At 69.1% G+C, this 12,731-nt stretch carries 14 protein-coding genes and 1 tRNA gene; 10 read left to right on the forward strand and 5 right to left on the reverse strand.

What is annotated here, in order from left to right; genetic code table 11:
- Positions 1–39: 39 nt before the first annotated feature.
- Positions 40–939 (reverse strand): LysR family transcriptional regulator, encoded by a 900-nt coding sequence (locus tag AB0H93_RS04405; RefSeq protein WP_358567271.1) that lies wholly within the window; start codon positions 937–939, stop codon positions 40–42.
- A gap of 123 nt (positions 940–1,062) precedes the next feature.
- Here AB0H93_RS04405 and AB0H93_RS04410 point away from each other — a divergent pair, with 123 nt between their 5' ends.
- Together AB0H93_RS04410 and AB0H93_RS04415 are read left to right on the forward strand one after the other, a co-directional pair.
- Positions 1,063–2,430, forward strand: coding sequence for an MFS transporter (locus tag AB0H93_RS04410; RefSeq protein ID WP_358567274.1), 1,368 nt, complete (start codon positions 1,063–1,065; stop codon positions 2,428–2,430).
- Between the two features lie 143 nt (positions 2,431–2,573).
- Positions 2,574–3,491, forward strand: a complete 918-nt coding sequence (locus tag AB0H93_RS04415) for a LysR family transcriptional regulator (protein WP_358567277.1) — start codon at positions 2,574–2,576, stop codon at positions 3,489–3,491.
- A 16-nt stretch (positions 3,492–3,507) separates the two neighbouring features.
- Here AB0H93_RS04415 and AB0H93_RS04420 read toward each other — a convergent pair whose 3' ends face one another.
- Positions 3,508–3,966, reverse strand: coding sequence for a DinB family protein (locus AB0H93_RS04420; RefSeq protein WP_358568447.1), 459 nt, complete (start codon positions 3,964–3,966; stop codon positions 3,508–3,510).
- A 163-nt stretch (positions 3,967–4,129) separates the two neighbouring features.
- Here AB0H93_RS04420 and AB0H93_RS04425 point away from each other — a divergent pair, with 163 nt between their 5' ends.
- Together AB0H93_RS04425 and AB0H93_RS04430 are read left to right on the forward strand one after the other, a co-directional pair.
- Positions 4,130–4,504, forward strand: coding sequence for a VOC family protein (locus AB0H93_RS04425; protein ID WP_358567280.1), 375 nt, complete (start codon positions 4,130–4,132; stop codon positions 4,502–4,504).
- A 39-nt stretch (positions 4,505–4,543) separates the two neighbouring features.
- Positions 4,544–4,804 (forward strand): hypothetical protein, encoded by a 261-nt coding sequence (locus AB0H93_RS04430; protein WP_358567283.1) that lies wholly within the window; start codon positions 4,544–4,546, stop codon positions 4,802–4,804.
- Here the strand turns inward: AB0H93_RS04430 and AB0H93_RS04435 are convergent.
- On the reverse strand, positions 4,753–5,673 hold the full coding sequence (locus AB0H93_RS04435; RefSeq protein ID WP_358567286.1) for an SMP-30/gluconolactonase/LRE family protein: 921 nt from the start codon (positions 5,671–5,673) through the stop codon (positions 4,753–4,755). The two genes, AB0H93_RS04430 and AB0H93_RS04435, sit on opposite strands and share 52 nt — an antisense overlap.
- A gap of 25 nt (positions 5,674–5,698) precedes the next feature.
- Here AB0H93_RS04435 and AB0H93_RS04440 point away from each other — a divergent pair, with 25 nt between their 5' ends.
- The 3 genes from AB0H93_RS04440 (at position 5,699) to AB0H93_RS04450 (ending at position 8,377) form a co-directional block, all read left to right on the forward strand.
- Positions 5,699–6,205: an Lrp/AsnC family transcriptional regulator gene (locus AB0H93_RS04440; protein ID WP_358567289.1), complete on the forward strand. Its 507-nt coding sequence runs from the start codon at positions 5,699–5,701 to the stop codon at positions 6,203–6,205.
- A 250-nt stretch (positions 6,206–6,455) separates the two neighbouring features.
- Positions 6,456–7,871, forward strand: a complete 1,416-nt coding sequence (locus AB0H93_RS04445) for an MFS transporter (RefSeq protein ID WP_358567292.1) — start codon at positions 6,456–6,458, stop codon at positions 7,869–7,871.
- A 17-nt stretch (positions 7,872–7,888) separates the two neighbouring features.
- Entirely contained in the window at positions 7,889–8,377 is a 489-nt protein-coding gene (locus tag AB0H93_RS04450) for a pyridoxamine 5'-phosphate oxidase family protein (protein ID WP_358567295.1), read from the forward strand.
- A 171-nt stretch (positions 8,378–8,548) separates the two neighbouring features.
- On the opposite strand, the gene AB0H93_RS04455 is transcribed toward AB0H93_RS04450, so the two are convergent.
- A complete protein-coding gene (locus AB0H93_RS04455) occupies positions 8,549–9,082 on the reverse strand; it encodes a hypothetical protein (protein ID WP_358567298.1) in 534 nt (177 codons plus the stop codon).
- Positions 9,083–9,383: 301 nt separating this feature from the next.
- Between AB0H93_RS04455 and AB0H93_RS04460 the strand changes: the two genes are divergently transcribed.
- The gene (locus AB0H93_RS04460; RefSeq protein ID WP_358567301.1) at positions 9,384–9,821 is read left to right on the forward strand and encodes a methyltransferase domain-containing protein; all 438 of its coding nucleotides are present in this window, start codon (positions 9,384–9,386) and stop codon (positions 9,819–9,821) included.
- 256 nt (positions 9,822–10,077) lie between these two features.
- Entirely contained in the window at positions 10,078–10,587 is a 510-nt protein-coding gene (locus AB0H93_RS04465) for a GNAT family N-acetyltransferase (RefSeq protein WP_358567304.1), read from the forward strand.
- 374 nt (positions 10,588–10,961) lie between these two features.
- On the opposite strand, the gene AB0H93_RS04470 is transcribed toward AB0H93_RS04465, so the two are convergent.
- Positions 10,962–11,035 (reverse strand) — tRNA-Thr (locus tag AB0H93_RS04470).
- Between the two features lie 231 nt (positions 11,036–11,266).
- Here AB0H93_RS04470 and AB0H93_RS04475 point away from each other — a divergent pair.
- Positions 11,267–12,649, forward strand: a complete 1,383-nt coding sequence (locus tag AB0H93_RS04475) for a hypothetical protein (protein ID WP_358567307.1) — start codon at positions 11,267–11,269, stop codon at positions 12,647–12,649.
- Positions 12,650–12,731 lie beyond the last annotated feature (82 nt).

The raw sequence follows: 12,731 nt of genomic DNA on the forward strand, positions 1-12,731 counted from the left end.
CGGATTCCGCAGACCAATCCGTTCGGTCGGCACTGGGACCTAGCGGCTCGCCAGCTCTCGCGCGACCGCGTTGGCGGTGCGGGCGAAGGCTTGCACCGCGCCGTTGCTGTCGGCCGATCGCCAGACGAGGCCGTATCCGACCGGCTCGGCGTCCATGAACCGCACGTACGAGACGCCGGGCCTGGCGAAGTAGGTGGCGGTGTGCGCCGCGCACAGCAAGGCGCCCTTGCCCGCCGCGACGAGCATCAGCGCTTCCTGCATGTTGGTGACCGCCGGGCCGCGGCCGATCGGCTGGCCGCTCGGCGTGTGCGTCGGCACGTGGTGTTCCAGCAGGTAGTCCGGCAGCGCACCGTCGATGGTCAGCAGCGGCACCTCGACGAGGTCTTCCACCGACACCGCGTCCTTGTCGGCCAGCGGGTGATCGGCCGCGATCGCCAGCGTGCGCGGCTCCGTGAACAGGCCCGGGCTCCCGCTGAGATCGTCCTCGCGCACCGGGAACTCCGTCAGCTGCACGTCGAACTCGCCCCGGCGCAGCTGGCCGTACGGGTCCGCCATCGGCACCTCGCAGATCTCCACGGCCAGCTCCGGGTGCTCGGTGTGCATCGCCTCCGCCGCCTTCAACACGATCTCGCCGGCCAGCGGGTTGGAGAAGCCGACGTGGAGCACGCCGTTGATGCTCCGCGCGTTCGACACGGCACGCGCCAGGGCGGCGTCGATCGCGCGGTGGTGCGGTTCGAGGTCGTCGCGGAGCTGGCGGCCGAGCGGGGTGAGCGCGACGCGGCGGCTCGTCCGGGCGAACAGCGGCGCGCCGACGCGGCGTTCGAGGCGCTGCACGAGCTGGCTCACCCTGGCCCGCGACAGGCGCATCCGGTCGGCGGTCCGACCGAAGTGCAGCTCTTCGGCGAGGATCAGGAAGCACTCCAGTTCATCGCGCTCCATGCGCCGCCCTCCTTATCGGTAAGCCTGGTTGAACGAACGTCGAGACCTTCGCCGTTGTTCCCGGCGGGCGGTGGCTCGAGGCTGGTGTCATCAGAAATTCCCCACACCTTTGAGGAATCGCAGATGACTGCGCGCAACTGGGGCGTGCTGATGGTCCTGTGCGGGGCGATCTTCTTGGAAGGCATCGACGTGGCGATGCTCAACGTCGCGCTGCCCGCCATCCGCGCCGAACTCGGCATGTCCACCGGCGAACTGCAGTGGGTGATGAGCGCCTACGTCCTCGGCTACGGCGGGTTCATGCTGGGGGGAGGCCGGGCTGCGGACCTGTTCGGCCGCCGCCGGATGTTCATCGGCTGGCTGGCCGTCTTCCTGGTCTTCTCCGGCCTGGGCGGGCTCGCCTCCGAAGGCTGGATGCTGATCGTCGCCCGTTTCGTGACCGGTGTCGCCGCCGCCTTCATGACGCCTGCCGGGCTATCCATCATCACCACGAGCTTCGAGGAAGGCCCGGAGCGCAACAAGGCCCTGCTCGTCTACTCCGGCACGGCGGCGGGCGGCTTCTCGATCGGGCTGGTCGTCGGCGGCCTGCTCACCGCGATCGGCTGGCGGTGGGTGTTCTTCGCGCCGGTCGCGATGTCGTTCCTCATCCTCGTCGGCGCGCTCGCCCTGGTGCCCGAGTCATCGGAGCCGGAGCGTCGCGCCGGGCGCGTCGACGTGGCCGGTGGCGTCGCGATCACCGCCGCCATCGTGCTGCTCGTGCTCGGCGTCGAACGCGCCACGCACACCAGCATCGAGTGGACGCTGATCACGTTCGCGACAGGCGGCGCCCTGCTGGCCGCGTTCGTCGCCATCGAACGCCGCGCCGCCGCGCCACTGGTTCGGCTGGGCATCTTCCGCAGCGCTCCCCTGCTGCGCACCAACGCCATCGGGCTGCTGCTGTTCAGCGGATTCTTCGGCTTCCAGTTCCTGGTGGTGCTGTACCTGCAGGAGCTGCGCGGCTGGTCGACGCTGCAGACCAGCTTCGCGCTGATCGCTCTCGGCCTCGACGCGGTGCTCGCGCCCACGCTCACGCCCTGGCTGGTCCGGCGGTTCGGCAACGCCCGGCTGATCTTCGGCGGCCTGCTGCTCTCCGCGCTCGGGTACGCGCTGTTCCTGCCGCTCGGCGCCGACTGGATGTACGCCGCGATGGCCCCGGGCCTGGTGATACTCGGCGTGGGGTTCGCGCTGATGTACGGCCCGCTGACCATCGTCGCGACCGACGGCGTCGAGGACTCCGAACAGGGCCTCGCCGGCGGCCTGCTCTACACGTCGTTCCAGTTCGGCGCGGCGCTCGGCCTCGCCGGCGCCGCCGCGGTCAACGTCGCCGCGCCCGGAACGCCGCTCGACGGCTTCCGCGCGGCGCTCGCCGTCCCCTTCGCCGCGGCCCTGATCGCCACCGCGATCGGCGCCTTCAGCCTCCGGACCGGCAAGCGCCGGGAGCCGGTCCCGGCGTGACGAGCAGCGGCGCCCCGGTCGGTGGTATCCGACCGGGGCGCCCGCACCTTTCCCCCAGTGGCAGGTGGAGTCTTTCGCGGGCGAGGCCGTCCGCGAAAGGGATCTTCGATGCGGCTTCGCGGCGGATTGATAGCCTCGCGGCTATGGCGAAGCTGGGCGGTTCGGGGAACCCGAGCATCCAGCAGATCCGGTTGTTCCTGCTCCTGGCCGAAGAACTGCACTTCGGCCGCGCCGCGGCACGCGCGTTCATGGCCCAGCCCACGTTCTCCCGCCACATCAAGTCGCTGGAGCGCGACCTCGGGGTGGCGCTGGTCGACCGGACCTCCCGCCGAGTGGCGCTGAGCGCCGCCGGCGAGGCGCTGCAGACGCGGATGCGGGCGGTGGTGCACGCGATGCAGGAGCTGCGCCGCGAGGCCGACGCGCAGGCCGGCTCCGGACGGATCGTCATCGGCTCGTTCGAGGCGATCAGCTCCCTGCCGCCGATTCCGGCGATCCTGGACGAACTCCGGCGCCTCCTGCCGCAGCTGGACGTCCAGGTGTTGCGCACCGGATTCGACGCCACCGAAGCCGTTTCGCGCGGCGACGTGGACGCGGCGTTCCTGTTCCTGCCGATCCCGAACGGCATCCGGGCGCTTCCGCTGGACAGCGGCCCGCGGTGCGCGGCGATGCCCGCCGACGACCCGCTGGCCGCCGAGGGCCCGCTGGCGCTGGCCGACCTCGCCGACCGGGAGCACATCGGCTGGTCGGACCGGGTTCCCAAGGTCTACCAGGACTTCTGGGCCGTCGACCCGCGTCCGGGCGGCCGTCCCGCCCGGTACAGCCCGCACGCGATGGGCGACTTCGAGAGCGGCCTGCAGTTGATCGCCATGGGCGGCGGGCTGCTCTTCCCGCCGACGGTCGGCCGGGAGCTGTACCCGCGACCAGGGGTGTCCTATGTGGACGTCACCGACCTGGAGCCGTGGACGTCCGCGCTGGCCTGGCTGCCCGCCAACCACGACAAACCGTTCGTCGCCGCTCTGCGGAAGGCGGCGCGGACGGTCCTGTCCCGCACGTGCGGCTGACGGTTCCCGGGCGCGCTCAGGCCCCGACGACCCCGTCGATGCCCTCCCGCAGGAAATCCGCGTGGCCGTTGTGCCGGGCGTACTCGTGGATGAGGTGCAGCATCACCAGCCGCAGCGACACGTCCTTGCCCCACCTCGGCTGGGGCGCGGTCACGTCGAGCGACTCGGCGGCGGCTTCGATCCGGCGCGAGTGCTCGACCTCCGCCTGCCAGGCGCCGAACGCCTCGGCGCGGGTGGACGCGCTCGCGTCGTAGGAGACCTGGAAGTCACCGTCGTCCGACCACACCAGCGGAATGTCCTCCCGGTTGATCACCCGCCGGAACCAGGTGCGCTCCACCTCGGCCATGTGCCGCACCAGGCCGAGCAGCGAGAGCGTCGACGGCGGCATCGACCGCCGCCGAAGGTCGGCGTCGGACAGCCCCTCGCACTTCATGGCCAGAGTGGCCCGGTGGAAGTCGAGGTAGGCCCGCAACATCTCCCGCTCGCCCCCGACCACGGGCGGATCGATCCGCTCAACCACAGCAATCCCCTTCGCTCGACGAACGCCCACAGTGTTCCGGCCCCGGCAAGGCCGAGTCGAACCATTAACCGGTCGAGTTCTGGACTAATACCGTGATCGGCCGACTACGGTGGGCGCCATGATCCTTCGCCATGTCTCCATCGATTGCGCCGATCCCTACGGGCTGGCGACGTTCTGGAGCAAGGTGACCGGATGGCCGATCTCCGGCGAAGACCGGCCCGGCGACCCCGAGGTGCTGCTGGAGGCACCATCTCCCGTGCCAGGACTGCTCTTCCTCCGCGTCCCCGAGGGAAAAGCGGTCAAGAACCGGATCCACTTCGACTGGATGCCCACCGAGCGACTCCGCGATGAGGAAGTGGAGCGCATCCTCGGCCTCGGCGCAACGCTCTACGAAGACCACCGAACCGCTGACGGCCTCGGCTGGGTCACCCTGCTGGACCCGGAATCCAACGAGTTCTGCGTGGAACGCAGCAGCACCGAACGCGGCGGCTGAACCCACACCGAGCTGTTCGAGCAGGGCGGACTGTCCGCAATGGACACCGCGAACGTGCACGTCTACGTGTGCAAGGACGGCCCGGAAGGCCTGATCGACGACAAGATCAGCACGCAGCGGCAGAACATCAGGAAGTACGACCAGGGCGAGGACGGAGCGCCTGGTTCGACCGGCCGTGTTCCCACTGCCGGTAACGCCGGAAGCCGCGGGCCACGCGCAGCCTGCGGCTTCCGGCTCCTTGCTCCCGGTTACGCGCCCGGCAGCGGCGGGGTGCCGGTGACGGACATGACGACGGAGTAGAGCGCGGTGTCGGCGGCGATGAACATGCGGTTCCGCTTGGCCCCGCCGAAGCGGATGTTGGCGACGACGTCGGGGACCAGGAGGCGGCCGAGGAGCGTGCCGTCCGGGTCGTAGCAGTGCACGCCGCCGTCCATCGCTGCGGCCCAGAGCCGGCCGGCGTCGTCAAAGCGGATGTTGTCGAAGTTGCCGATCGCGCACTCGGTGAAGACGTCGCCGCCGGTGAGGGTGCCGTTGTCCTGGACGTCGAAGCCCCGGATGTGGTTGGCCCGGCTGTCCGAGACGAGCAGCCGGCTCTCGTCGGGCGAGAAGACCAGGCCGTTGGGGCCGCGGAAGCCGTCGGCGACCATGCGCACCTCGCCGCTCACGGGGTCCGCGCGGTAGATGTTGCACGCGCCGATCTCGCTCTCGGCGCGATGCCCCTCGTAGTCGGTGATGATCCCGAAGTCGGGGTCGGAGAACCAGATCGAACCGTCGGACCGCACGGCGGCGTCGTTCGGGCTGTTGAACCGCTTGTCCTGGAAGCGGTCGGCGATCACGGTGATCGAACCGTCGTGCTCGGTGCGGGTGACGCGGCGGTTGCCCTGCTCGCAGGTGATGAGGCGGCCCTCGCCGTCCAAGGTGTTGCCGTTGGGGTGACCGGCGGGCGAGCGGAAGACGCCGACTTCGCCGGTGGTCTCATCCCAGCGGAGCAGGCGATCGTTGGGGATGTCGCTCCACACCAGGTATCGCCCGGCCGGGACGTAGACGGGCCCCTCGGCCCAGCGGCAGCCTTCGAAGAGGGTCTCCAGCTTCGAGTCGCCCGCGTGGCACCTGCCCGTGCGGAACCGGTCATCGAGGATCTCGTACAACTGCGGTCGCTCGCCGAGCATGCCGCCGCCCCCATCATCGAGCCGAATGCTGATCTGGCTGACCCAAACTATGCAGAATGAGGTTCGGCAGATCAAGATGTTCACTGAAGGAGATACGTTGGACGACGTCGATCGGCAGTTGCTCGCCATCCTCCAGCAGGACGCCACGCGGCCGTATGCCGAGCTGGGGCAGGCAGTCGGGCTGTCCGCTGGGGCAACGCACGACCGCGTGCGCAAGCTCCGCGAGCGAGGCGTCATTCGCCGGACCGTCGTCGAAGTCGACCCCGCGGCGATCGGACGGGGCGTGCTCGCCTTCGTCATGGTGGACTCGACGAAGTGGGTGGGCGACTCCGGCGACCAGTTCGCGGCCATTCCGGAGATCCAAGAAGCGCACGTCATCGCAGGCAGCGCTTCGATCCTGGTCAAGGTCAGGACTTCGACGACGGAGCAACTCCAGGACGTGCTGCGCCGCATGTACGCGATCGAAGGTGTCAGCGGCACGCAGGCCACCGTCGTGCTGGAGACCTTCTTCGAGCGCCCGGTCGCTCCGTAGCACCCGGGTTCCCGAAAGCTCTTTGCGTGAACGGCTCGGCGCGGCCGACCTCCACCCGCACCACGTTCGGCAGCCGCTTCAGAGCGTCCAGTGCACATGTTCGCCGCATGCCAGGAACCGAAGTGATGTCCCCGGCGGGAGACCGGTAAGCCTGGCTGAACGAATGTCGAGATCTTCGCCGTTGTTCGCCCGCACGCCTCGACAGATCGTGGTGGTACCAGGTTTTTTCCAACGAGAACGAGGAATTCAGATGCGTGCGCGCGACTGGGGAGTGCTCTTCGCCATGTGCGGAGCGATCTTCCTGGAAGGCATCGACGTGGCGATGCTCAACGTGGCCCTCCCCGCCATCAGGGCCGAACTAGGTATGTCCACCGGCGAACTGCAGTGGGTGATGAGCGCCTACGTCCTCGGCTACGGCGGATTCATGCTGGTCGGCGGCCGGGCCGCCGACCTCTTCGGACGGCGCCGGATGTTCGTCTGCTGGCTGGCCGTCTTCCTGCTCTTCTCCGGTCTCGGCGGGCTCGCCTCCGAAGGCTGGATGCTGATCGTCGCCCGGTTCGTCACCGGCGTCGCCGCCGCCTTCATGACCCCGGCCGGACTTTCGATCATCACCACCAGCTTCGAAGAAGGCCCGCAGCGCAACAAGGCCCTGCTGATCTACTCCGGCACGGCGGCCGGTGGCTTCTCGATCGGGCTGGTCGTCGGCGGCCTGCTCACCTCCATCCACTGGCGGTGGGTGTTCTTCGCGCCGGTCGCGATGTCGTTGCTCATCCTGGTCGCCGCGCTCGCCCTGGTGCCCAAGCCACCGCGCCCCGAACGGACCGGCCAGCGCATCGACCTGGCCGGCGGCATCACCATCACCGCCGCCATCGTGCTGCTCGTCCTCGGCGTCGAGCGCGCCACGCACACCGGAATCGGCTGGACGCTGGGCACGTTCGCCGCGGGGTTGGCCTTCCTCGCCGCCTTCATCGCCATCGAACGCCGAGCCGCCGCGCCGCTCGTCCGGCTGGGCATCTTCCGCTCCGGGGCGGTGGTCCGCGCCAACGCCATCGGGGTGCTCTTCGTCGGCGCGTTCTTCGGATTCCAGTTCCTCGTGGTGCTGTACCTGCAGGAACTGCGCGGCTGGTCGACGCTGCAGACCAGCTTCGCGATGATCGTGATCGGCCTCGACGCCGTCCTCTCGCCCACGCTCACCCCCAAGCTGGTCAACCGGTTCGGCAATGCCCGGGTGATCTTCGGCGGGCTGCTGCTCGCCGCGCTGGCGTACGCGCTGTTCCTGCCGGTCGGCGCGGACTGGGCGTACCTGATGATGCTCCCCAGCCTGATCCTGCTCAGCCTCGCGTTCTCGCTGGTGTACGGGCCGCTCACCATCGTCACCATCGTCGCCACCGACGGGATCGACGAGGCCGACCAAGGCCTGGCGGGCGGTCTCCTCTACACGTCGTTCCAGTTCGGTGCCGCGCTCGGGCTGTCGACGGTCACGGCCGTCAACATCGCCGCCACGGCCTCCGAAACCCCGGCCGCGATGCTCGACGGCTACCACGCAGCCCTCGTCGTTCCGCTCGCCGCCGCGCTGATCGCCGGCCTCATCAGCGCGTTCGGGCTGCGGCCCCGCAAGAGCCCGGCGATCGAGCGGGGCGACGCCAAGATCCTCACCACGCACTGACCGCACAGGAGCCCGGCATGACCACCAGGACGACCGACTTCGCGGACATCCAGGACACGTTCAACAGCTACATCCGCGACATCAAGTACGCCACGATGATCACCGTCGACAGCCGGCACCGCCCCCGGGCCAGGGTCCTGCTCCCGGTCTGGGAAGTCGTCGACGGACAACCGGTCGGCTGGCTCGCGGCCTACAAGACGCCGATCAAGACGGCACACCTCGCCAACAACCCGCACACGACGTACTCGTACTGGAACCCGCGCCAGAACGCGGTCTTCGTGGACAGCACCTCGGCCTGGGCGGACGACGAGGAGTCCAAGCGCCACGCCTGGAACGTGTACGTCGAAGGAGGCCCGCGAGGAGTGGGCTACGACCCGATCCACTACTGGCGCGGAGGCCCGGAAGACCCGGAGTACGCGGTGATCCGAATAACCCCCTGGCGAATCCAACTGGTCCGAGGAACGGACCTCCGAACCACGATCTGGCAACCAGAAAGAACCAGCTGAACCAGGCGCCCAAGCACGGTCGGCTCGCCCGAACCCGGATAGCCGACCACTCACGTCGGCTATCCGGTCCGCCCGACCAAAGAGATTCAGTGCGCTTCTTGACCGGAAACCGCCCTCAGGCGTCGTCCGCCGGACCGTTCGGAGGCACGAACTCGCTGCGATGGGACTGGGTCAGGGCTGGTACCGCGCGGCGATCTTGATGACCTGGCCGCTCTCATCGAACCAGATCTTGGCCGACTGGTTGTTCTGCTGGATGAAGTCGTCCAAGGTGATCGGCACTACCCCCAGTCCCTCCGAGTCGAGCTGGGGCTCGGCGGTCGGCGTGGCGCCTTCGAACGGGCTCAGCAACTCGACATCCGGAGCGAGCGCGACCACCTGAGTCGGTCCGCCTGCGCTGACCGGGTGGGGAGCCGCCATGGAGGAGTCGTCCCACTTGCCTTCGACGTAGAAGACCATCCAGTCCCCGTTGTCCTTGGCGAACTCCAGATCGACGGCAATGTCGACGGTGTACCTGTTCGAGGCCACGACGTCTGCCCCGGCGCCCGTCTCCGAACTGGCCGTACCCCCGGCACTCGCGACGCCTGCCGCCGGTCCGGGCGGGGTCGATGCCGACTGCCCGGCCAGGGACGTGCACCCGCTCACGAACACCGCCGCGGCCAGCAACCCACCGGGGATCAGAACGGCCATACGACTGATCTTGCGCATCTGTCTCTCCTGCAACCGGGTTGTTTTCCGACTCTTCGATCAAACAGACGTGCCGGGACCACGGCGGTTGTCCGCAGTCGGCAAAAACGATCACCACTTCGGTTCCACTGCCCGAACGGGCATCGCGGATGCCTGGAGAGTCAGGATCGTGGGGAACGGCTGGCCAATGAGCCTCCCCGATCGCGCGGGGCGGCTTGGCGCGTCCCGCGCGCCGACCTACACCCCGCCGGATTCGGCGGCCGAACCCGGCCTCGAAGACCGGTCGCCTTCCCGTTCACTGATTTCGCCCTAGGCTCGGCCTATGCCAAGAGATCTCTCGCCTCGTCTCGGCGAGATCGTGGACGCGCTGCCGCTTACGCCGCAGGCGCGAGTTCTGGAGATCGGGTGCGGACCGGGCGCCGCCGCGCGCGCCGTGGCGGCGCGGTTGACTTCGGGGCACATCCTCGCGATCGACCGTTCTGCCAAGGCGATCGCTCAAGCCAAGACGGCCTCGGCCCAGGAGATCGCCTCGGGCCACATGAGCGTCCGGCAGATCACGGCGGAAGATTTCGCGCTGGAACCCGGTGAGGCTCCCTTCGACATCGTCTTCGCGGTACGCGTGGGCGCACTCGATGGCCGCCATCCAGAAGCGGGGCGACGCGCGCTGGAGCGCATAGCCGCCGCATTGGTACCCGGTGGCCGGCTGTTCGTCGACGGCGGTCAACCGTTGCGCGAAATCCCGATGCCACCCCAGCGATAACCGACGACGAGATCAAACGCCGAGGCCGGGGCGCCACCCAAGCCTCATCGAAGGCTTCCGCACCGGGCCGATGCACTGCACGACGAACACGTGCCGACCAGCTCTGCCATGCCTGCGGGCTCGTTATCCCTGGAGAATTTCTTCCAGAAACTCTTTTTTACGAGTTTGGTCAATCGAGCATCCATGCACGATAGCTCAATTTAGGGCCTGTCCCCGTGGCCCTCTGCGCACGCCTCTGCCGCATACGATCATGGCCATGCCTGCTCTTCCGTTAGACGATGCTCTGGCCGAGGTTCTGCCCGGGGCGGTTACGAGCCTGTTCGCTCCGCAGGACCTGGCCGAGCTGGTCGTGTTGCAGCGCTGCTGCTGGGTCTCAGAGGCCATCGGGAACAACACGCTGGATGTGCCCGCTCTGCATGAGACCCACGACCAGGTCCTTGCCTGGGCACAGTCCTGGACGACCCTCGTCGTGCGTCGAGGCGGACGTCTGGTCGCCGCCGTGCGTGGACGGATGGAAGGCGAGCAGGACTGGCAGGTCGGCCGTCTCATGGTCGCCCCCGACCTGGCGGGCAACGGCATCGGGTCCGCGCTGCTGGCCCTGATCGAAGCCCAGGCCCCAACGTCGGTGCGCCGGTTCGTGCTGTTCACTGGCGGCACAAGCCAGCGCAACATCCGCACCTACCAGCGGGCCGGCTACCAACTGACGCCAGCCCCGCACGTGCCCGGCCACATCGCAGGGGCCGTGTTCATGACCAAGCCCCGTTGAGACCCGGCTGCGGCAGTTGGGTTCGCGGCGCAAGTGCTCGGCCTTGAACGCGATGGCCGGGCCATGTTCATGACTACTTCCTGTCGGCGAGTACGAGTTGGTAGGTGTCGACCAGTTGCAGCCGTGCCCACGGCCCGGCCTCACGCGTACGCGCGTAGGGGCTGGCGTCCGGTCGCTACCCGGCTCATGCGCGCTGATCTGATTGAGCTGAAAGTGATCCGGACGGGTTGCGACAGCGATCCGACTGGTTCCACGGACGCGCACCGGTACCGATGGGCACGCATAGACGTTCGCGGGGAAGCTGCGCACGCCACCTCGCCCAGGGCAAAAGAAAAACCGCAGGTCACCTGAGTGATCCTGCGGTCTTCCGAGCGAGCCGCCTAAGGGAATCGAACCCTTGACCTACGCATTACGAGTGCGTCGCTCTAGCCGACTGAGCTAAGGCGGCGTTGCGTGGTCAAGTGTAGCTGGCCCGGACCCGAGGTCGTTCTCGGCCCCCGCCGCTCCACACCCTCCCGGTTTTCCCTGGTCAGGAGCCCGGCCAGGGAACTCCCACACTCCGACTCCCGGCGGGATCCCACCTCTTGCCGGGGGCTCTCGTCAACTTCTTCCGTCACCTCCCGGGCTTGGGCTCGTTGGATCGGCAGTGATTCCTGTCACGCGATCGGGAGGTCGCCGGATGCGGGCTCTTCGCCGCTTCAGCACGTGTTCCGCCGTGGGGCTGGCCCTCGCCGGGTTGTCGTTGCCCGCCGCCTTCGCGCAGAGCACGCCGCCGACCACGCCCATCCCCGCGCCCGAGAACCCCGGGCAGCCTCCGGCGTCCGTGCCGACCTCGGCTCCCGGTCCGATCGTCGCCGATGCCGGCACCATGGTCGGGATCGTGCGCATCCTGCCGGACACCGTGCCGACCGACTCCGTCATCGACGATCCCGAGTTCGAGGAGCAGTTGCCCAAGCAGTCCGCGGCCGAGGCCGGGATGGGCCGGGCGATCGCGCAGGCGAACTCCACCGCATTCTTCGCCCACGAGCGGGCCATCGCCGAAGCCTCGCCGTTCGGCGTGGCGCTGTTGGGCAAGACGCCGCAGATGCCGACCGGGCTGGCGCAGACCGCGCTGCCCGATCACGCCGCGCCGACCAGCGGCGGTCTCCCCGTGCCCGCGTCGCCGGCCGATCAGCTGGTCAAGCTCAACGGCTTGGACGGCAGCGTGCATGCGCGCTGGGACGAGCAGGCCGGGCCGTGCGTGTCACCGATCGCCGATGCCCGGATGTCGCTGGGCAGCGCTTCGGCGGTCAACGCGCTGCCCGGCGGGCTGTCGCTGGACGGGCTCCTGAGCGGGGCACCCACCGCGGACGGCACCGGGTCCTTGCTGCACGTGCCGGATGTCGTCAACGCGCATTCCAACGTGCAGCTGGTTTCCGTCGCCGGGCAGACCGGCAAGGCCGTGCAGTCGACCTCGACCCTGCAGGTTGCGAGCGTTCGGCTGTTCGCCGGGACCTCGCAGGAGATCCGCGTCGACGTCGTCGGCGAGCCCCGGCTGGTCGCCACGGCCACCGGCGCCCCCTCGACGTCCACTGTGGACTACAAGGCGCCGGTGCTGCGGGTCAGCCAGGGCGGCGAGGAACTCGGCGTGCTCGATGCGGCGCATCCGGACCTGGACCTGCCGCTGCCCGGGCTGGACCAGCGGATCGCGGACGCCGGTGTGCTGCGGATGAGCGTCGGGGAACTCCGGCACGACGTCGTCGGCACCGAGGTCCGGGCGGCGGCGAAGCTCTTCGACCTGCAGCTGCTGCGCGGCCACCCGGTGGGGCTCCCGACTTCGCTGGTGCAGATCACCTTCGGCGAGCAGATCGTCCGCGCCGGGGCTCCGGCCGGCGGCGTGGACTGCGACGGCTCGGCGGCGGTCGCGCCGCCGGCGGGGACCGGCCCGTCGGCCCACTTCCCGGACGCTCCGCCGCTCGCCCTGACCAGCAGCTCGTACTACGTGATCCCGCTGTTCTGGACCGGCACGGCGCTGCTGCTCCTGGGCTCGATCCTCATCGCCGCCCTCCCCCGCCGCAGCTGAGCAGTTCCCGGTTCCAGGCAAAATCGGAATCCCGGTTCAGGGGCCGCTCCAGAACGGGACGGCCTGACCGCGCCGAAATCGC

The sequence above is a fragment of the Saccharopolyspora sp. NPDC050642 genome (genome assembly GCF_040654735.1).
GTDB lineage: Bacteria > Actinomycetota > Actinomycetes > Mycobacteriales > Pseudonocardiaceae > Saccharopolyspora > Saccharopolyspora elongata.

What these genes read in the sequence shown, in the direction of transcription:
- AB0H93_RS04415 (WP_358567277.1), top strand. Translation starts at nt 2,574, where the DNA reads ATGGCGAAGCTGGGCGGTTCGGGGAACCCGAGCATCCAGCAGATCCGG.
- AB0H93_RS04440 (WP_358567289.1), top strand. Translation starts at nt 5,699, where the DNA reads ATGCTGATCTGGCTGACCCAAACTATGCAGAATGAGGTTCGGCAGATC.
- AB0H93_RS04450 (WP_358567295.1), top strand. Translation starts at nt 7,889, where the DNA reads ATGACCACCAGGACGACCGACTTCGCGGACATCCAGGACACGTTCAAC.
- AB0H93_RS04430 (WP_358567283.1), top strand. Translation starts at nt 4,544, where the DNA reads ATGGACACCGCGAACGTGCACGTCTACGTGTGCAAGGACGGCCCGGAA.
- AB0H93_RS04445 (WP_358567292.1), top strand. Translation starts at nt 6,456, where the DNA reads ATGCGTGCGCGCGACTGGGGAGTGCTCTTCGCCATGTGCGGAGCGATC.
- AB0H93_RS04465 (WP_358567304.1), top strand. Translation starts at nt 10,078, where the DNA reads ATGCCTGCTCTTCCGTTAGACGATGCTCTGGCCGAGGTTCTGCCCGGG.
- AB0H93_RS04460 (WP_358567301.1), top strand. Translation starts at nt 9,384, where the DNA reads ATGCCAAGAGATCTCTCGCCTCGTCTCGGCGAGATCGTGGACGCGCTG.
- AB0H93_RS04475 (WP_358567307.1), top strand. Translation starts at nt 11,267, where the DNA reads ATGCGGGCTCTTCGCCGCTTCAGCACGTGTTCCGCCGTGGGGCTGGCC.
- AB0H93_RS04425 (WP_358567280.1), top strand. Translation starts at nt 4,130, where the DNA reads ATGATCCTTCGCCATGTCTCCATCGATTGCGCCGATCCCTACGGGCTG.
- AB0H93_RS04435 (WP_358567286.1), bottom strand. Translation starts at nt 5,673, where the DNA reads ATGCTCGGCGAGCGACCGCAGTTGTACGAGATCCTCGATGACCGGTTC.
- AB0H93_RS04410 (WP_358567274.1), top strand. Translation starts at nt 1,063, where the DNA reads ATGACTGCGCGCAACTGGGGCGTGCTGATGGTCCTGTGCGGGGCGATC.
- AB0H93_RS04405 (WP_358567271.1), bottom strand. Translation starts at nt 939, where the DNA reads ATGGAGCGCGATGAACTGGAGTGCTTCCTGATCCTCGCCGAAGAGCTG.
- AB0H93_RS04455 (WP_358567298.1), bottom strand. Translation starts at nt 9,082, where the DNA reads ATGCGCAAGATCAGTCGTATGGCCGTTCTGATCCCCGGTGGGTTGCTG.
- AB0H93_RS04420 (WP_358568447.1), bottom strand. Translation starts at nt 3,966, where the DNA reads ATGTTGCGGGCCTACCTCGACTTCCACCGGGCCACTCTGGCCATGAAG.